The organism is Verrucomicrobiota bacterium, assembly GCA_016200005.1.
Lineage (GTDB): Bacteria > Verrucomicrobiota > Verrucomicrobiia > Limisphaerales > PALSA-1396 > PALSA-1396.
The window spans coordinates 51,567-69,629 of record JACQFP010000066.1 but is presented as its reverse complement, the minus strand read 5'-3'; the positions used below and the strand labels follow the sequence as shown (position 1 = coordinate 69,629).

General features: G+C 57.2%; 19 protein-coding genes. 7 read left to right on the top strand and 12 right to left on the bottom strand.

From position 1 onward, the window contains the following. Positions 1–3: 3 nt before the first annotated feature. A complete protein-coding gene (locus tag HY298_22610) occupies positions 4–330 on the bottom strand; it encodes a GYD domain-containing protein (protein MBI3853052.1) in 327 nt (108 codons plus the stop codon). Between the two features lie 246 nt (positions 331–576). On the opposite strand from HY298_22610, the gene rpiB reads away from it, so the two are divergent. After that, the gene (rpiB, locus tag HY298_22605; GenBank protein ID MBI3853051.1) at positions 577–1,026 is read left to right on the top strand and encodes a ribose 5-phosphate isomerase B; all 450 of its coding nucleotides are present in this window, start codon (positions 577–579) and stop codon (positions 1,024–1,026) included. Between the two features lie 10 nt (positions 1,027–1,036). After that, positions 1,037–2,455, top strand: a complete 1,419-nt coding sequence (locus tag HY298_22600; GenBank protein MBI3853050.1) for a class II fumarate hydratase — start codon at positions 1,037–1,039, stop codon at positions 2,453–2,455. A 32-nt stretch (positions 2,456–2,487) separates the two neighbouring features. Here the strand turns inward: HY298_22600 and HY298_22595 are convergent, their stop codons facing one another. The 4 genes from HY298_22595 to HY298_22580 all read right to left on the bottom strand — a co-directional run bounded on the left by HY298_22595 (position 2,488) and on the right by HY298_22580 (position 4,629). Beyond that, on the bottom strand, positions 2,488–2,811 hold the full coding sequence (locus HY298_22595) for a hypothetical protein (protein MBI3853049.1): 324 nt from the start codon (positions 2,809–2,811) through the stop codon (positions 2,488–2,490). Between the two features lie 6 nt (positions 2,812–2,817). Next, positions 2,818–3,045: a DUF433 domain-containing protein gene (locus tag HY298_22590; GenBank protein ID MBI3853048.1), complete on the bottom strand. Its 228-nt coding sequence runs from the start codon at positions 3,043–3,045 to the stop codon at positions 2,818–2,820. A gap of 81 nt (positions 3,046–3,126) precedes the next feature. Beyond that, on the bottom strand, positions 3,127–3,600 hold the full coding sequence (locus HY298_22585) for a BON domain-containing protein (GenBank protein MBI3853047.1): 474 nt from the start codon (positions 3,598–3,600) through the stop codon (positions 3,127–3,129). 42 nt (positions 3,601–3,642) lie between these two features. Further along, positions 3,643–4,629, bottom strand: coding sequence for a site-specific DNA-methyltransferase (locus HY298_22580; protein MBI3853046.1), 987 nt, complete (start codon positions 4,627–4,629; stop codon positions 3,643–3,645). Between the two features lie 120 nt (positions 4,630–4,749). On the opposite strand from HY298_22580, the gene HY298_22575 reads away from it, so the two are divergent. Continuing rightward, the gene (locus HY298_22575) at positions 4,750–5,556 is read left to right on the top strand and encodes an NYN domain-containing protein (GenBank protein MBI3853045.1); all 807 of its coding nucleotides are present in this window, start codon (positions 4,750–4,752) and stop codon (positions 5,554–5,556) included. Between the two features lie 77 nt (positions 5,557–5,633). On the opposite strand, the gene HY298_22570 is transcribed toward HY298_22575, so the two are convergent. From HY298_22570 to HY298_22550, 5 genes are all read right to left on the bottom strand, one after another. Further along, positions 5,634–6,500, bottom strand: coding sequence for a HEAT repeat domain-containing protein (locus HY298_22570; protein MBI3853044.1), 867 nt, complete (start codon positions 6,498–6,500; stop codon positions 5,634–5,636). An 81-nt stretch (positions 6,501–6,581) separates the two neighbouring features. Next, entirely contained in the window at positions 6,582–7,334 is a 753-nt protein-coding gene (locus HY298_22565; GenBank protein MBI3853043.1) for a prepilin-type N-terminal cleavage/methylation domain-containing protein, read from the bottom strand. Positions 7,335–7,387: 53 nt separating this feature from the next. Continuing rightward, positions 7,388–8,035, bottom strand: coding sequence for a methyltransferase domain-containing protein (locus tag HY298_22560; protein MBI3853042.1), 648 nt, complete (start codon positions 8,033–8,035; stop codon positions 7,388–7,390). Positions 8,036–8,244: 209 nt separating this feature from the next. After that, positions 8,245–8,919: an ABC transporter ATP-binding protein gene (locus HY298_22555; protein ID MBI3853041.1), complete on the bottom strand. Its 675-nt coding sequence runs from the start codon at positions 8,917–8,919 to the stop codon at positions 8,245–8,247. Then, positions 8,912–10,180 carry an FtsX-like permease family protein gene (locus HY298_22550; GenBank protein ID MBI3853040.1) on the bottom strand — a complete coding sequence of 423 codons (1,269 nt, stop codon included), beginning with the start codon at positions 10,178–10,180 and terminating at the stop codon, positions 8,912–8,914. Before HY298_22550 ends, HY298_22555 begins: the two co-directional genes overlap by 8 nt. 298 nt (positions 10,181–10,478) lie before the next feature. Between HY298_22550 and HY298_22545 the strand changes: the two genes are divergently transcribed. Next, the gene (locus tag HY298_22545) at positions 10,479–10,661 is read left to right on the top strand and encodes a hypothetical protein (GenBank protein ID MBI3853039.1); all 183 of its coding nucleotides are present in this window, start codon (positions 10,479–10,481) and stop codon (positions 10,659–10,661) included. Positions 10,662–10,714: 53 nt separating this feature from the next. On the opposite strand, the gene HY298_22540 is transcribed toward HY298_22545, so the two are convergent. Next, positions 10,715–12,025, bottom strand: coding sequence for a sigma-70 family RNA polymerase sigma factor (locus HY298_22540; protein ID MBI3853038.1), 1,311 nt, complete (start codon positions 12,023–12,025; stop codon positions 10,715–10,717). 456 nt (positions 12,026–12,481) lie between these two features. On the opposite strand from HY298_22540, the gene HY298_22535 reads away from it, so the two are divergent. Next, positions 12,482–13,009, top strand: coding sequence for a hypothetical protein (locus HY298_22535; GenBank protein MBI3853037.1), 528 nt, complete (start codon positions 12,482–12,484; stop codon positions 13,007–13,009). A 172-nt stretch (positions 13,010–13,181) separates the two neighbouring features. On the opposite strand, the gene HY298_22530 is transcribed toward HY298_22535, so the two are convergent. After that, positions 13,182–14,192 (bottom strand): efflux RND transporter periplasmic adaptor subunit, encoded by a 1,011-nt coding sequence (locus tag HY298_22530; protein ID MBI3853036.1) that lies wholly within the window; start codon positions 14,190–14,192, stop codon positions 13,182–13,184. Positions 14,193–14,721: 529 nt separating this feature from the next. Between HY298_22530 and HY298_22525 the strand changes: the two genes are divergently transcribed. Both HY298_22525 and HY298_22520 read left to right on the top strand, forming a co-directional pair. Beyond that, positions 14,722–16,599, top strand: coding sequence for an ABC transporter ATP-binding protein (locus tag HY298_22525; GenBank protein MBI3853035.1), 1,878 nt, complete (start codon positions 14,722–14,724; stop codon positions 16,597–16,599). Positions 16,600–16,723: 124 nt separating this feature from the next. Next, a complete protein-coding gene (locus HY298_22520) occupies positions 16,724–18,007 on the top strand; it encodes a phosphoribosylamine--glycine ligase (protein ID MBI3853034.1) in 1,284 nt (427 codons plus the stop codon). The last annotated feature ends 56 nt before the right edge of the window (positions 18,008–18,063 follow it).

Below are 18,063 nucleotides of genomic sequence, written 5' to 3'. Positions count from 1 at the left end.
GAACTATTTGCCGGGTGGTCGATAGCCGGCTTTGGCAGCTTTCTTCATCGCGTCCAGTCCCTCGGTGATGGCCAGTAAAGCGGTCGTCTTGAGGGCCTTGAGAGCGCCACCGGCGGTAGCCGCCAGCGAAAAGGCGGCGGCACTGACGTTGTCGGGCATTTGCATGATGAGCACCAGATCATAATCTCCGAAGGCAAACCACATTGATTCGAGGCTTCCACCGAGTTTCTCGATGACGGGCCGGATCGCTTTGGTCCGGTCCTGCGGGTGCTTGACCAAGTTCTTCCACGCTTCAGACGTGTATGTTGCCTGCACAAGATAGTAAGCCATATCGTTCTCCTTTCTTTGGAATCGACTCTTGGCGGTTCTGTTCCACCGCGACGCGACTCAACTCTTTCCATACGTTACGGCAATGGGCCACAACCATTGGGTTGCGCTCAAAAACAGAATACTCCCGACGCGCCCGTAAAAGCAATATCGGCAATGTGGCGGTGTGGTTTCTTTTCGCGAACTCCAGACTGGCGGTGCGAAAGGGTTTTTGCCAGTGTCCAGGCAAAGCTTGAACCCGTTCATCCTATGAAGATTGCCACCGGATCGGACCACGCTGGTTTTCAATACAAGGAGAGGATCCGCGACCTGTTGGAACAGTTGGGGCACAGCGTCACCGACTTCGGCACGCATTCGGAAGAGCCATGTGATTACCCGCTCTTCATCCGGCCGGTGGCGGAAGCGGTTGCGCGCGGCGAATTCGAGCGCGGCGTCATCCTCGGCGGTTCCGGCAACGGGGAAGCGATGGTGGCAAACCGCGTCAAAGGCGTTCGCTGCGCGCTGTGTTGGAATGTTGAATCCGCCCGGCTCAGCCGACAACACAACGACGCCAACGTACTCTCGCTCGGTCAGCGCATGATGACCATTGAGACCGCGCTGGAGCTTGTGCAGGTCTGGCTGGCGACTCCGTTCGAGGGCGGGCGGCATCAACGGCGGATTAAACTAATTGATTTGGAAACCGACAGACCAATCCAATAAACTGGTTGCCATGAAAAACGAGTTTCGGACTGAGGCCGATTCGATGGGACAAATGCAGGTACCGACAGACGCTTATTACGGCGCACAGACGGCGCGGGCCGTCGAGAATTTCCCGGTCAGCAGTCTGCGTTTCACTCGGCAGTTCATTCGCGCATTGGGGTTGATCAAAAAACACGCGGCCATCACCAACACGGCGCTCGGTCTCCTGCCGAAAAATATTTCCGATGCAGTTCAAAAGGCGGCGCAAGAGGTGGCGGACGGAAAATGGGATCACCAGTTCGTAATTGATATTTTCCAGACGGGCTCCGGCACTTCGACCAACATGAACGCCAATGAGGTGATCGCCAACCGCGCCGCTGAAATCTTGGGCGGCAAGCGGGGCGATAAATCAGTGCATCCCAACGACCACGTCAATCGCGGCCAATCGAGCAATGATGTGATTCCCACCGCCATTCACATCGCGGCGCTGGAAGCAATCGTGCATCAACTTATCCCCGCGTTGAACGAACTGCACGGCGCGTTGTTAAAAAAAGCCCAAGAGTTTGCCGATATTCTGAAGATAGGCCGCACGCACTTACAGGACGCCACGCCGATCCGGCTTGGCCAGGAATTCAGCGGTTACGCGAGCCAGGTCGAACATGGCATCAATCGGCTTTGGAAAGTGGAGGAGCATTTGAGCGAACTGGCGCTGGGCGGCACCGCCGTCGGCACGGGCATCAACACGCATGTTGAGTTTGCCCGGCGCACCATCGAAGGCATTGCTGACGAAACCGGCCTCAAGTTACGCGAAGCGCCAAATCACTTCGAAGCGCAGGGCGGCATTGATGCGTGTGTGGAGACCAGCGGCGCGCTCAAAACTGTGGCCGTCAGCTTGATCAAAATCGCCAACGACATCCGTCTGCTTGGCTCAGGGCCGCGCTGTGGGCTGGGTGAATTGAAGTTGCCGGCCACCCAACCCGGTTCATCCATCATGCCGGGCAAAGTCAATCCCGTGATGTGCGAGATGCTGATTCAGGTGGGCGCACAAGTCATCGGCAACGACGCCGTGGTCACTTTCTGTGGCACATTCGGGAATTTTGAATTGAACGTGATGCTGCCGGTGATGACCCACAACCTTCTGCAATCCATTGAACTGTTGACCAGCGGCAGCCGCGTTTTTGCGCGACGATGTGTGACCGGTTTGGAAGCCGACGCGGCGAAGTGCGAAGGCAACATCGAACAGAGTCTCGCGATGTGCACGTCGCTCGCGCCGGTCATTGGCTACGACAAGGCGGCGAAGATTGCCAAGGTCGCTTACGAAAGTGGGCGCACGATTCGCCAGGTCGCGCTGGAAATGTCCGGTCTCGACAAGGCCAAGCTGGACGAATTGCTCGATCCCAAAAGCCAGACCGAGCCGGGGCAGGGTTCGGGCGTGGGAGGCGGTGGGTAGCGACCTTGCGTGTGCTTTTCTTTTCCCACCCGTCAAAATCCAAGGTCCAGTTCCCGATATTCACCCGGCTTGAGCGAGATCACAGCGGCAGAGATTTTCTCCACGTGTTGGTGGATTTTTGGCCAGCTTGTTGTGGGCAAGACCAGGATGGCAAGGGTTCGCCCGCGAAGGTTTTGCTGATGCCTCAGATTCTGGTCGGTTGTGATCAGGACATCGAAGTTCTCGGCTTCCGCCGCGCGGATGAGATCACCGTTCTCCAACTTGTCCCAGCCCTTTTCGAAGGCGGTGACCACCGAATGACTGGCCAGCGAGTGTCGTAATGGGGAAGGCGTTCCTTGATCAAAGAGGATTTTCATCCCCGGTCAGCGTGGTTCGGCAACGGCAAGGCTCTGGCCCGCGAACTCCAGCACGATTTCGACCTGTTGCTGCGTCACGCCGGGAAACCATTCAAGAAACTGGCCGACTGTCGCGCCATCTTCGAGGTTCTCGAAGAGCGCCTTCACCGGGACGCGTGTGTCGCGAAACAGCCACACGCCGCTGACCTTGCCGGGCACGCGTTCTACCGCCGAACACTGACTCCAATCGAGCATAGCTTGAGCTTACTCCCAATCCGCGCAAAGGCAAGCAAGCGCAAGATTGCTTGTGTTTGTGACGCCAACAGGCAAACCGGGTCATTTCACCTGCAAGGTGGAAACGACATCGTGGACGCCGTCGGTTTCCATCGCCAGCAGAATGGCCCTGCCGATTTGTTCCGGCGACGCCACCTTGCCGGATAGAGTCACATGTCCGGCGGTGGTGTTGACGGAGATACTCAAGGCGGGGAGGTTGCGGTCCGCCACAAACTTCGCCTTGATGGCCGCGGTGATGCGGGCGTCAGCGGTGGCATCGGCGACCACCGCGCCGAGGTCGCGGGCTTTGCGGCGAATGACCGTGCCCGTTCGCGCCAGGTCCGCTTTGATGTCATCGCTGCGCAGATTCAACGCCTCCAATTTGGCCTGTATGGCGTCTTTGACCTGGCCCGCGCCGTTGGCCACGCTGGTTTCGACCTGTTTGGTCACCGGTTGTTTGCGGCCGCCGGTGAAATACCAGTAACCGCCCGCGCCAATAATGATTCCCAACAGCAACGCTATGATGAATCGTTTCATGCCAGACACCTCGTTGGCACCCTAGCCGGTGAGGTTGGAAAGTCAAACCGGGTTTGCGGGTGGGCGAGTTTCGACCTGGAGTTTGTTCGTGCGCCTGGCGACTGGTTCCGCTTCAAATGCAAATTCCAATTCCGTCGGTTGAACAGTTTCCAGTAATTGTTCCCGTTGCCGTTTCTGTTGCTTGGTCAATTGGGCGGGGAAGATTTGCCGGGCGTCGATATCTCGCACGCTTTGCAGTTTGTTGAGAAAATAGGAAACGAAGAAGCCCTTGTGCTTGCTCCGCGTGACGCGCTTGAGCTTTTGTTTCGCGATGCGGACGTAAGTTTCGTCCAGTTCCATTCCGATGTAATGACGACCAAGCGCCTTCGCCGCGATCGCTGTCGTGCCGGTGCCGAGGAACGGATCGAGAACCACATCACCGGGGTCGGTGCTCATGAGAATCACGCGTTCGAGCAGATGAACGGGCAACTGGCAGGGGTGTTCGTCGCGCCGTTTGTTGTGCTTGATGCGGTGAATGTCGGTCCAGACATCGCTCACCAAATTGCCGAAGGCGTGCATCTGATCCTTCTTGCCGCCGTAGTCCTTGAGAAAGCCGTTGCACAGGCGGCAGCGTTTGTGCGGCGCGCGAATCTCGAAGAATTTGTAACCGCGTGCGGCCTTTGTGTAGAAAATGATTCCGTAATGCGCCGGTAAAAGGGTCTTGCCCAGCGGCATGCTCATCGCATCCCAGGAGATCCAGTGTCGAAAATGCGCGAGCCGGTTAAGGATGGCGGCGTAGTAGGTCAGCCACTTCGGGAGGTTGTGCAGAAAGATGCTGCCCGTCGGTTTGGTGACGCGCACGAGTTCCGTGATCCACGCTTCGCACCACGCCAGATACTCGTCCAGTTCGAGGCGGTCCTTATACTTGCCGTATTTTTTTTCGAGATTGAACGGCGGATCAGCAAAGCAAACGTCCACGCACTCGTCGGGTAACGTGCGCAGCAGCTTGAGGCAATCGCCACGCAAGATCTTGTTCTTCGGAATCGTCATTTCGTTAAATATGAAAGGTTTGTTCGTGGTTGCACGATTTTTGTTGTGGCAGGCAGTTTTTTTCTCTCGCTTCCGCCAGCGTGTGGAGGTTAGCTGTGAGATATCGAAATGGCGAACCCAATGACCACGAAAGATTCCGACGCGACGATGGCGGTGTTTCTCGACCTGGAGAACATTGCGCTTGGCGCGCTGGATGCCCATTATCCCAAGTTTGACATTCAGAAGGTCATCGAACGCCTGCTGCTCAAGGGGCACATCGTCGTCAAGAAAGCCTACTGCGACTTCGACCGTTACAAGGCGTTCAAGCGCGACCTGCACGAGGCCGCGTTCGAACTTATTGAAATTCCCCATGTGCGGCAGTCCGGCAAGAACTCCGCCGACATCCGCATGGTGGTGGATGCACTCGACCTTTGTTACACCAAGGGCCACGTCGATACCTTTGTCATCATCAGCGGCGATTCGGACTTCTCGCCGCTCGTGAGCAAGTTGCGGGAGAACGCCAAGACCGTCATCGGTGTGGGCGTGAAGAATTCTACGTCCGACCTGTTCCTCAACAACTGCGATCAATTTATTTATTACGATGACCTGGTGCGCGCGGAGCCATCGAAGGTGCGGCGCCGGATTGCTGCCACCACCACATCCGCGGCCAAGCCGGCTGAAGGTGTGAGCAAATCACTGTCCCCCGAGAAGGGGTTTGATCTCGTGTTGGAAACATTGGAAGCCGTGACCGCCGAACGTGGGGAGGACGAACATATCTGGGGTTCGATGATCAAGCAGGCCATCAAGCGAAGGAATCCGGGATTCAACGAGCGGGCGTTTGGGTTTCGATCGTTCAACGATTTGCTGCTCGAAGCGCAGAAACGCGGCCTGCTGAAATTGGAGGCTGATGAAAAATCCGGCGGCTACACGGTGCAAGCTGTTGAGTGATGGCCGGTCAAACTAGATTTTCCGATGAATCGGCGCGTCCTACCATGCTTTTTTTCGGAACGTTTCTTGGCCGGGTTCTATCCGCCAACTGCCTTCGCGGTCGCCGATGACCCGATTTTCTTCAACGCGTTGATTGCCTCGTTTCGGACTTGGCGATCTTGATCCTCGCTCGTTCTCAAAAGCGACGGAATTGCCGTTGCCGCTTCTGCCCCGAATCTGCCGAGCGCCCACGCCGACTCTTGGCGAACGTTCGCGTTCGCGTTACTCAGTTTTTCGATGAGCGATGGCACAACAAGTCGTGGTTCTTTTTTGAGTAAGCCCAAGGATCGCGCGGCTTGCGAACTGATTTCAGGATTCTTGTCCTCGAATGCTTTGAGGAGGACGGCCAACACCGCTTGTTCGTCGTATTGACCGGAAGCCAGTCGCGCGATGGCGGCGGAGCGCACCGCAACTTCATAGTTCTGGTTGGTGGTCGCACGGGTCAACGGGAAAATGCTTTCGTCAATGACAACGAGCGAGTACGCAGCTTCATTGGCGGTTTCGGCATTGTTGAGAAAACCGATCAACGGGGGGATGGCTGGCCGGGCCAGCGGTCCGATTGCCCGAAAACCTTTGATGGCCATCAGGTGGCTTTCGTCCTTCGTCCGGAAACGAACTCGAATCAGCGACTGCTTGGCAGCCAGTTTCATCAAGAGCAATTTGAAACGCGAATCATGGGCGTTAAGCATTTCCGTCAGCGAAGGCACGGCGTTTGTCCCCATCTCGCGAATCGCCGCTTTCGCCGAATCCTGCGTGTATAGCGCCGTGCTGTTCAAATCCTCCAGCCATGTGGTCAATGGTTTGTCTTGATAGACCGGCTCGCGCGCGGGAGGAATGCGATGTGCGACTCCGACGCTCACGATTCCCAGCAGCAAAAGCAGGACGCTGTAAATGGCCTTCTGCACACTTCAAATTGTAGCCTGCCGACGGAAATTCAGCCATGCCGACTTCCAATCACGACTTTATTCTGGCAGCCGCACCACAGGCTACCACCAACTGAAGTTCGGATCGGGGTTAACGGAAATCCACGTGTCCATTGCCTTGGGAAAAGTATAGCTTTCGACGTGACTGTCGCCAAAGAGCATGTCTTCGTACCGCTTGCCTTTGAAATTATGCCAGATGGTTTGCTTGGCATTAACGTCGCGATTCGCGTGCCACGGCCAGTCGCCCTGGATGATCTTGTTGCTTGGTTTGCGGGCAATTTCTGAATCCTTGATCGGAGTGGCCTCAGGGCTGCCGCGAGTGGCCTTCGAATCGCCGGTAATCTTCTTCACCCGAAATGCATCAGCGGCCCACTCGACCAGGAAGCTGTTGCCCCAGCCTTCCCAACAGGTCTTGACTTGCGGATTGAGAAAATCGCCATTGTCGGCTGGGTCGTGAAAAACCTCGACGTTGGCGATGTACTGGTTCAACGGACGATTGGTTTCAGTCACGCGCCCGCCGTAATAAGCGGCGTTGCCGGACACGTTCGCATTCGTCCAAAACTTGCCGCCGACCGACGCCCAACCGTCGTGAGCGGGATACGAGCCATCGTGATCATCGGCGTATAGTTTGTAAGCGACCCCGATTTGCTTCTGATTGCTGATGCACTTGGTTTTCAACGCCTGGGCTTTCGCGCGCGCGAGTGCCGGTAGCAACAGGCCGGCGAGAATCGCAATGATGGCAATGACGACGAGCAACTCGATTAACGTGAAACCGCCCGAGGTGGTGCGACTCGCCGATGGTTGATGCGCTTTCATGGAAAACAATGAAACCCTAGCATACAGCCGTCGGCGGGTAAATCACTAACTGCTTACGCTGACTTCTTTCGTCGCCACCACAGCATCAATTCCAAGCCGGTGCGATTGGGATACGAGCGGGGGACCCATTCCTGCATCAGATCGAAGTGCGGCGAGAATCGTTGCCACAATTCTTCCCGCGTCGTGCCAAACGGCGGCCCGTCCTTGTCTGGAATCAGGTAATTCACCGCCAGGTATTGACCATCGGGTTTAAGCCAGCGCAGCACGGCACGCACGTACTCGTCGCGCTCACTCGGATCAATCGCGCAAAACAGTGTGTGTTCAAACAGCCAATCGAACAACTGTGGCGGCTTGCCCCGTGGAATACCAGCAACAGCACGCAGAGAACTTGATGCGTCGCCTATTCCACGGGGCGAGTCGCGCAGAAAATCGACGAGTTGAAATTGCGCCGATAATCCCGCCGCTTTGGTGCGCTCGATGGAGAGCCGGATGGCGCTGGGCGCTAGATCGTAACCCACCGCCGTGAAACCAGCGCGCGCCCAGGCGCGCACATCGTGGCCGGTGCCGCAGCCGGGCACACAAACCGTGCCGCGTTTGAGGGCTGGATGCGCCGCCAGAAAATCGACCAGTCCCGGCGACGCCTCGCCCTTTTCCCAAGGCATGTCGTTGGTCTGATAGCGGGCTTCCCAATCGGTGGGCATAGCATTTAAGCCGGAACCATCGAGTTGAATACGCCCCTCACCCCGGCCCTCTCCCCGTCCGACGGGGAGAGGGTGAAACTCCGGCGACGTCGCGGCGAATCACCGAACGGTGCGTGTCGTCCATACGCGCGAAAGCGTTCCCTCTCCCCATCCGATGGGGAGAGGGTGAGGGTGAGGGGTTCGTCGGTCTGGATCATTACGGTTAAGATCTACTGGATTTGGCCATCCACCAACTCCACCACTTTGGGCGCGCGGGCGGCGACGTGCCCATCGTGCGTGGCGATGATGAGGGTTGTGTGTTTCTCTTCATGCAACTTGCAAAGCAAATCAATGATCTCACCGCCAGTATGCGAATCAAGATTGCCGGTCGGCTCGTCAGCGAGAATCAAATCCGGCGCGTTGATCATTGCCCGCGCGATGGCGACGCGTTGTTGTTCGCCGCCGGACAGTTCGTAAGGACGATGCTCCATTCGTTCTTTCAATCCGACGTGCTCCAGCAGTTCGCGTCCACGCGCTTCAACCGCCGCCGCCGGCGTGCGCGCCATGCGCGCGGGCAGGCAAACGTTTTCCAGCGCGTCCAATTCCGACAGGAGATGGTAGGCCTGAAAAATGAAACCAATTTTCAGGTTGCGCAACCGCGTTTGGGCGCTCTCGGGAAGCCGCGCGAGATTTTCGCCGGCAAACCAGATTTCTCCGGAGTTCGGAACGTCCAGTCCGCCGAATAAATGGAGCAGCGTGCTCTTGCCCGCGCCGGAGGCGCCGCGCAGCGCGAGAAAATCGCCGCGCAACACTTCGAGGTCCACGCCGCGCAGCACTTCGAGCGTGCGCCTCCCCATCGCGTAGGTTTTGGTGACCTGGCGGGCCGAGAGGAGTGGTTCATTCATGACGCAAGGCCTCCACGGGATTCAGCCGGCTGGCGTGCCGCGCCGGAAACGCCGCTGCAAGCAGACAGATCAAGAGAGACCCGCCGCAAATGATCGCGATGTCGCCGGGCACAATGAGCGCGGGCAATTGGCTGAATCCATAAATTGACGCCGGAAAAAGCTCGAAGCCGGTGAGATTGCGCATCAGGCCCAGGAATTCGTTGCGATATGAAATTGCCAACATCCCCATTCCCAAACCCGCCGCCACGCCCAGCACGCTGACGATGAGACTTTGCCCGAGGAAGACCCACATCACTTGTCGGTTGGTGGCGCCGAGCGCCTTCATCAAACCGATTTCCCGCGTCTTCATCACGATGAAGGTGATGAGCGTGCACGTGATGCCGAAGGCGGCGACGACCACGATGAAGAAGAGGATGTAGAGCATCACGTTTTTTTCCACCATCACGGCCATCATCACCGGACTGTCCTCCATCCAGGTCGTCACCCGCAATTCGCTGCCGAGCGTGCGTTGCAATTCGCCAGCCACGCGCTGCGCTTGAAAAGGATCGTCCAACGCCACGAGCAGTCCGTGGACGCTGTCTTCGAGATCGTAAAGCTCCTGGGCATCTTCCAGCGAAGCGATGACGACGGACGCGTTGAACTCGAAGTAGCCTGCGTCGAAAATGCCACGGATGTCATATTCATTTGGCAATACCGCGACGGCATTCTCCTTGCCGCGGCTCTCATCCATCTTCCGCAAATCTTCGGGCGAATAAACCAGCAGACGATCGCCCACGCGCAAATTCATGTGGTCGGCAAAAACAGTTCCTACAATCAAACTGTGGTGGCTCAGGTCAAATTCGCCTTTGACGATGCTCGTCGGCAGACGGCTCACCCGGTTTTCCGTTTGCGGGTCCACACCGCGAATGTATGGGGCGGCGATCTGTGCCTGGCCGGAAGCTGGCTGCGTTTTCACCATGACCTGCTCGAGACAGAATGGCGCCACTCCTTTGACGTTGCGGTTCGAAGCCACGATGCTCGCCGTCAGCGCGTAGTTCTTCATCGTTTTACCGGGATCCGTTATCTTCAGATGCGCGCTGAAGCCAAAAACCTTTTCCCGCAAGTCGTGGTCGAACCCGCTCATCACGCTGATGACGATGATAAGGACCGCGACGCCGAGCATGACGCCGATGATCGAGATGAGCGTGATGATTGAGACGAACGTCCGCTTGGGCCGCAAATAACGCAGCGCCAAAAGCAACTCGAACGGCAACCGTGACATGCGCGGAGGCTAGTCGGCTGATGGAGGAGTGTCAACGAGCGGGCGGGAAACAGGTGAGACACGAAGTGGCGGTCAACGCAACCCAGGTCGCAGCCAATAGCGGCAGAGGACTGCCGCACTCCAGAACGCAAAGCGATTGCCTGCGACGCACGAACCGCGCGAAGCGTCGTGGAGTGCGGCAGTCCTCTGCTGCTTTTTGAAAATACTTTGTCGGATTACGCGGGGCGCGGACGTTTAATAGGTGAGATGCAAGCGCAGTTCAACGAGATCATTCGGAAGGGACATTCTCGAAATCCACGTGGACCGCGGCGATGGCGTGTTCGCGTGCCTGGCCATCGACACCGTGCCCGATTATCTGGACACCGCAGCATTGCCTGCTGCCGGGACGAGCGCGGTCTGGAAATACAAAGCCATCTACCGCCTCAACAACGAACAAGTCGGCCAATGGAGCGACGTGACCAGCATCTGCGTGATCGGCTAAAGGCCCGAATACGGATGTGTTTCAAATGGGTAAGATACGGCGGTGGAGAAGACTCATTTCGGCGGCGTTTCCTTCACCACAAACGTGACCGTGGTTCTTCCTGATGATTCTTCAGGCTTCTCCACAGCAAGAACTTGAATGGCGGGGTAACCAGCTCCCCGATACAACTTCGAAATCTCCAAGACGTCCGTATCCAGCTTTTGCTGGTCCAATGTCTCTCCCACTCTCGAAATAAGGATTCTCGCTAGCTCGGCCTCGGTGAATATTGAATTCCCTTTGAATGAGATTACATCCAGGGGCATCCCGGCTTGTGTGGTACCTGATGCCTGCTGAAGCCTTTTCGCCAGATTGTCTCTCTCCGCTTTCAGGCGAGCGTTTTCCTGCTCCGCCTGCCGAAGTACTCCGACCTGACCGCGCAGCCGCAACAGTTCGGCGGTGTTGCGGTTCAAGCGTTCGTTCTCGTCGCGCGACGCAGCGAGTTGGTGTTTGGCGTCGTCGCGGTCTTTGGTCAGTTGCTGGATTTGCTCCGCGATTGGGGCGCGTTGTTGCTGGAGCGTTTGAACTTGGCTTCGCAACGTTGAAGCTTGGCGGGCTTCGTTGATTCCCGTGCCGACGGCGGCAACGACGGTTGCCGCGATCAAAGTCTTTTGCAGTGTAGTCATAACGATGGCCTTGGTTACGGTTGCAGTTGTGTTGATAGCGATCGTGGTTCCGGCAAGGGCGGCGGTCGAAAGTGTGGTGGCCAGACCGGCCGGTCCCACGGCAACCGCATTGGCGGAAACTGCGGTCGCAAGCGCGACGGCGGTGGTGGTCACGCCCCGGCGGTTGAACTCGGCGCGCAGCCGTTCCAGCGCGCGGCTGACCCGTTTCTGCGCGGCATCATCACTCACACCGAGAGTCACGCCGATGGCGCGGAAATCATGGTTCTTGAAGAAGCGCAGCAGCAGCGCGTCGCGGTCTTCGTCGCTTAAGTCGGCCATTGCTTCATCAAGCATGGGGGCGATCCGTTCCCATTCGGTCGCGGTTTCGGAATTGGAATCGAAATTTTCCATAGCCTGCCTTTCGCGCGCCTGACGCCGGCGGTTGTCCCGCATCTGCGTGTTCGCCTCGTAGCGGGTGGTGCGGTAAAGCCAGCCGACGAGTGAGGCATTGTCTGCCAGGGTCTTCCCCAGCGCCGGAGCTTTGCGCACGAGATGGGAGAAAACGGTTTGGGCGATGTCGCGCGCCAGCTCCGGTGAGCTTACCTGCCGCAACGCCGAGGCATAGACGAGGTCCGCGTGCCGGGTGACAATCTCACGGAACGCGGCCTCGTTGGCCCCGGCGGTGTATTCCCGCAGCAGTTCGACATCTGATTTTTCCTGCATCTCATCTATTAAACGTCCACCGACGCCGAATTCCGACAACGTTTTTTCTGAATTCTATCAGTGTGACAGGATGGTGGAAAGATTTGCGCCTAACGCAAGCGTGGGTTACGCGGCGGTGGAGGTAGATTTAACCCGAAGTTCGACGCTGGGGATCACGCCCGCCCCGGGCGTCGCTGGACGCGCCCCCGCGTCCGGCATCCGCCGTGTGGCCGCTCATCGAGATGTTGGAAGACCCCCTGCGCCAGACGTTTTCCGCGAGGGCGCGGAAAACAGCGCCCGAGGCGGGCGCGCTCCCTTTTATATTTCGAATTTCAGGTTTAACGAAACCTTGTCGCCAAATCAGAATACTTCGAGCGGGCGGGAGAAACCAATCCACTTGCATATTGACGGCTCTCCGCTTGGAACTATCCTGCCGTAGATCAATTTGATTAAATCGCCAACCAAACCAAAGAACCTATGAAAAAAATTCTCACACTGTTATTCGCGCTATGCCTGTTGAACGTCACGAAAACATTCGCCGCGGATGAGCCGCAGCCGGGATTGAACGGCGAATATTTCGACTTGGGTGTAGCGGTGGAAGATTTCCCGACGATTCCCGCCGACAAGAAGCCAACGCTCAAGCGCGTGGATAAAAACATCAACTTTCGCAGCACCGAGATGACGTTTCCGGGCACGAAGTTGCAGTCGCATTTCGCCATCCGCTGGACGGGCAAAATCAAAATACCCAAGGACGGCAAATACACTTTCTACCTTGAATCCGATGATGGCTCGCGGTTGCTCATCGACGGGAAGCAAGTGGTGGAGAACGGCGGCTTGCATGAGATGCAGGAAACTTCCGGCAGCGTGGAACTGAAGGCCGGCGATCACGACATCAAGATCGACTATTACGAAAATGAAAACGATGGCGGCGCGGGCTGCGTGTTGTCGTGGAAAGCCGAGGGCATCGTCAAGGAAGTGGTTCCCGCCAAAGCGTTTTCTCACTGAGTCAGCCAACCGCGATAGATCGAGCGTGAACAGTTCAGTTTGAGTTGTTAACCTGAACCCACCCCCCAACCCCTCCAAGGAGGGGAGCGGCGCACAGTGGATTGTTGCCCTCTTGGGAGAGTCAGGGGTGGGTTAGGAGGAGCAGGGTCGGCAAATCGACCATGGTTTCCGCTCACTTCCTCAGCGCTTCGCTGACGTTGGTCTTGCCGCCAAGAAAATCCACCTTCGCGCTCAGTTCGGGCGTGAGGAAATGGTCCGGGTCGTGAATCTGCACCTTGATTTGCAACGTCCCTTTCTGTCGATTGGCTTCCGGCGCCATTTCGGCCACATGACCGCCATACACTTTGTCGGGATAAGCCTCGGGGCTGACGCGGCACGATTGATTCAGGAAAATTTTGGACAAGTCCGCCTCGTTCAATTCGATCTCAACCTGTAAATCTTTAGGGTCGGCCAAGGCAATCAAGGCGGTGCTCGGCCCGCGCAAGCCACCAAAACTTTGCGGCACGACCAATTCATTGGGATCAACCAGTTTCTCCAGGACCACGCCATCAATCGGCGCGCGAATCACGGTCCAATCGAGATAGGTCTTGGCCAGTTCGTAACTGCCTTCAGTTTCCTTCAGCGCGGCGCGGGCGGATTCGAGTTGCAAGCGTGCATCGTCCTCGGCTTTTTTAGTTTCGATTTTGGTCTTGGCCAGTTCGATGACGCGCGCGTAATCCAGTTCCGCTTTGTTGATGGCGACCTTTGCGTTGGCCAATCTTCCTTCCGTTTCGTGCAACCGGGCTTTTTGCTCGGCGTCGTCCAGCAGCACAACCACCTGCCCGTTCGTGACGGCGTCGCCTTTCTTGACGCCGATCCATTTCACGACGCCCATGAAACGCGGACTCAGTTCAATGCGTTCGCGGTTTACGATGTAACCGCTGACCGTGAGGACGGAATCGTTTTTGGAGAGGCTTCGGGTTTCCGTCGATTTCGCTTCTGACATTTTTGCTGCTGAACCAGTGGCTGTCTTGTTGGTGGCCCCGCCGATGATGCGCCGGCCTTCGTCCTTTTTGGGCCAGGCATAGTAAACGGCAGCACCGCTGACCAGAATGACGAGGAGCAGAGTCGCCCAGAAAAAACTTTTCGGCCGGCTCTTGGCTTCCGTTTGAATGTGCAGTTGGTTCAGCTTGTCAGGGTCCATAACAACTCGAGCGCCGCGCGCAACGCCGCAAATTAACTATCGACGCACAAAACAAGCACGGAAAAAATAATCGCTGCGAAACAGGATACCCAACCCTGGTGATGATCAGTAGAAGGAACGCAGAGGACCTCCCTGTCCGTCTGATGAAGGCAGGCGGAGTGGGAACGGGGCACGGAAGCCGTGTTGCTGGAGGCTTGTTGCCTCCGCAGGATTCCCGCCCCGCTCCCTAACTCTCTCCCCGCGCTTCTCCGCGGGATAGGGGTCAAATTCAATGCGGATGTCAAGTTGCGCCTCCAACAATTTTACTGGTGCCAGACTGCTTTCAGTCCAGTAAAGGTTTTCAAAATGCGAGATTTCTGCCATAATGAACATATGGAAGACAAATTGCTGATACACGCAACAATCTCTCCGGGAGAGTTGGCTTGCGCCGTTGCACACATTGGATGGGTCATAACGCCGGCCATCCTCGTGCCCTTCCACCCGTCGCGCTTTTTATCCCGCACGCCGCGCTCCGCACTCCGCACTTAGCATGGCGCATCATCCTCAACTCTCTGCCGACGACGATCCTACGCTCACGGCCAAGTCCCGTTCCACCTGGGAAATTGTGCGTCGGGTCGCGGTTTATCTGCGACCCTACAAACTGATGGCCTTCGGCACGTTCGCCTGTGCCCTGCTCTCGCTGGCGTTTTCGTTTGCCTATCCCAAGCTCACCCAATTCGTCATTGACGAGATCATCACGAATCGCCGGAGTGAATTGCTCGCGCCGGTGATGCTCGGGTTGCTCGGCGCATTCCTGCTGCGCGATTTGTTCAACAGCCTCCGCATTCGCATCAACAATACGTTCGAGCAAAATGTCATCTTCGACATGCGACGCGAAGTTTATGCGAAGCTGCAGCGGCTGCCCGTCAATTACTTTGATCAGCGTGCTTCTGGCGACTTGATGACCCGCGTCATCGAGGATGTGAATTCCGTGGAGCGCGTGTTGATTGACGGTACGGAACAGGGCACGGTCGCGGTTCTCAGCGTGGTTGGTGTGTTGATCATTTTGTTCTCGACCAACGCCACACTTGCAGCGGTGGCGTTGATTCCCTTGCCTATTCTTGCCGGCGGCGCGCTTTGGTACACCTTGACAGCGCATCGCCGGTATCGCGCTCAGCGCCGCGCCGCCAGCGCCATGAACGCGTTGCTCATGGACAATCTCCAAGGCGTCCGCCAGATCAAGGCGTTCGGTCGCGAACCGCACGAGGACACGCGCTTTGCCAAACGCGCAGATGATTTGCGGGAAGGAACACTCGGCGTGATGCGCGTCTGGGCGATGTATTCGCCGGCGATGAGTTTCGCCGCCGCCCTGGGTTCGGGACTGGTGTTCTGGGTCGGCGGCAGAATGGTGCTGGCGAGCACGATGACTCTCGGTGAGTTGGTCGGTTTTATTTTTTACCTCGCCCTGTTTTACGAACCGGTTGCCCGGCTGCATGGATTGAACCAGATGATGCAGGCCGCCCGCGCCGCCGGGGAGCGGGTTTTTGATATTTTAGACACGGCCGTGGAAAGAGATGTAGCCGCCGACGTGAGGAGGCGGTCGGGATCAGTCGAAGAGTCAAACCGCCTCCTCACGTCGGACGTTACGCTAGGCTGGCGCGCGCGCGGAGAGGTGGTTTATGAAAACGTCGGGTTCAGTTACGGACCGGAAAAAATTGTGTTGCGAAATATTTCGTTGCACGCGTGCCCCGGCGAAATGATTGCGCTGGTCGGGCCGACGGGCGCGGGAAAATCAACGTTGGTAAATCTCCTCCCCGCGTTTTACGAAGTAACTTCGGGCCGCATCACCATTGATGACGCGGACATCAGCGGCATCTCATTGGACTCACTGCGCGCGCAAATCAGCGTCGTGAGCCAGGAGGCCTTTCTTTTCAACGGCACGGTCCGCGAGAATATTCTTTACGGGAAACTCGACGCCACCGAAGCCGAACTCATCGCAGCTTCACAAGCGGCGAACTGCCACGAATTCATTTCCAAGTTGCCGAACGGTTACGATTCCCGCGTCGGCGAACGCGGTGTAAAACTGAGCGTCGGCGAGAAACAGCGCGTCAGCGTCGCGCGCGCCCTCCTGAAGAACGCGCCAATCCTTATCCTCGACGAGGCGACCGCCAGCGTTGATACGGCCACGGAACGGCTGATTCAGGAAGCCTTGGAACGCTTGATGGCCAACCGCACCAGCTTTGTCATCGCGCATCGTCTCAGCACCATTCGCAAGGCCGACCAGATTCTGGTGATGCGCCACGGGCAGATTATCGAACGCGGCACGCACGATGAACTGCTGCGTCTGGACGGCCTTTACGCCAAGCTGGCGCGCATTCAGAACACGACGTTCATCGAAGAGAGCTTCGAGAAGCTGTCGATGGCTTGAGAACACCTCATTGCGTTGGATTTTTCAGTCCCCGCTTGAGTTTGTTTTCGACCAACTCATAATGCGGTTGAAGTATGGTGGACGAACAAACAATTCCGCACCTCGAACCCGGTGTGTCCTCACGATGACGAGACGAAAAGGCATTTCCCGAAAGCGGTCCTTCTCAGCGATGGTCTTCGGCGTTGGCTCGTTTGCGCACAGCGTGGCGCAAATTCTCAACGAGGATGGCGCCGCGGTTTCGACTTATTTGACGCGCAATTACGGGCATTTCCCGCCTTCACTCGCCGGCCGGGTTTACACTCAAGAAGCTTTTCCCAATCCTTGCGCGTTGCTCACGCGTGAAAAAATCGACATGGTGGTGCCGATGTCGATCGATTGGGCGCAAGCAACATGGGCTGGCGAGTTGCTCCGCTCAAAAATTCCAATCTTCAGTCCGACCGGCGAAGCGATGATGATCGAACGTGATCGCGATTTCGCGCGCAAGCTCTGCACGCAGGTTGGTGTGCCTTGTCCGAAAGCTTCGGTGGCGCGCAACCGGCTCGAAGCCGAGGAATTTCTCCGGCGGCATCCGCTGCCATACGTTATCAAGAATCCGTTGTGTTCACCCACCAGCCCCATTCACACGATTCTTTGCGAAACGTTGGAGGACACACGCTCATGGCTCAAGAACATCGACTATGCGGAGGGCGTTTTCTTGCAGGAATACATGGGCCGGGCCGAAGCGGGCCACATCGCGCTTATCAGCGGCGGTGAAATTTATTCGCTCGTCACCAATCAGGAATACAAGCGGGCATTCGTCGGCGACATGGGAGTGGTGGCTGGCGCGCCGCTCGGTGGATTGGTTGAGCGCGACTCCGAGGACAAGTACGGACTGGCGCGGCAGTTGATTCACCCACTGCTGCCCTGGTTTCGCAAAGTGAAATACCACGGGCCGATTCAAGCAACCGCCGTGCGCCGGGGAGGCGAATGGTTTCCCATCGAGTACAATATCCGGATCGGCGTCACCTCCGGCCCGATGATCCTCCGGATGCTGAAGCATCCAATGGAAATCGTCTTGAACACCGCGCGAAACAAGAAGTTGAACGTCGAGTTTCGGGAACGGCTGCAATTTGGTTGTTCATTGACGCTTGCTGGGTACGGTTATCCTTACGTGCAATTGCGAGGCCCGCGCCTGCCGGTGGAAGTCGTCGAGCCATTCGACTGCGACGTTTGGTGGAACGAACTCACGCGCGACAATGACGGACGATTCATGGCCACTGGTCACCGGATTGCCGACGTCATCGCGCTCGGAACTTCGCTCAACGAAGCAATCGACAAGGCTTATGCGAACATCCGGAAGATTCGCAGCCTCGCCAGCTATTACCGGACTGACATTGGTCAAAGCCTTTGGCCGCCGGGAAATATCTAGTGGACGAGAACCTCAACTCGAGTGCTCAATGATCACGGACACGGAGCGCAACGCGA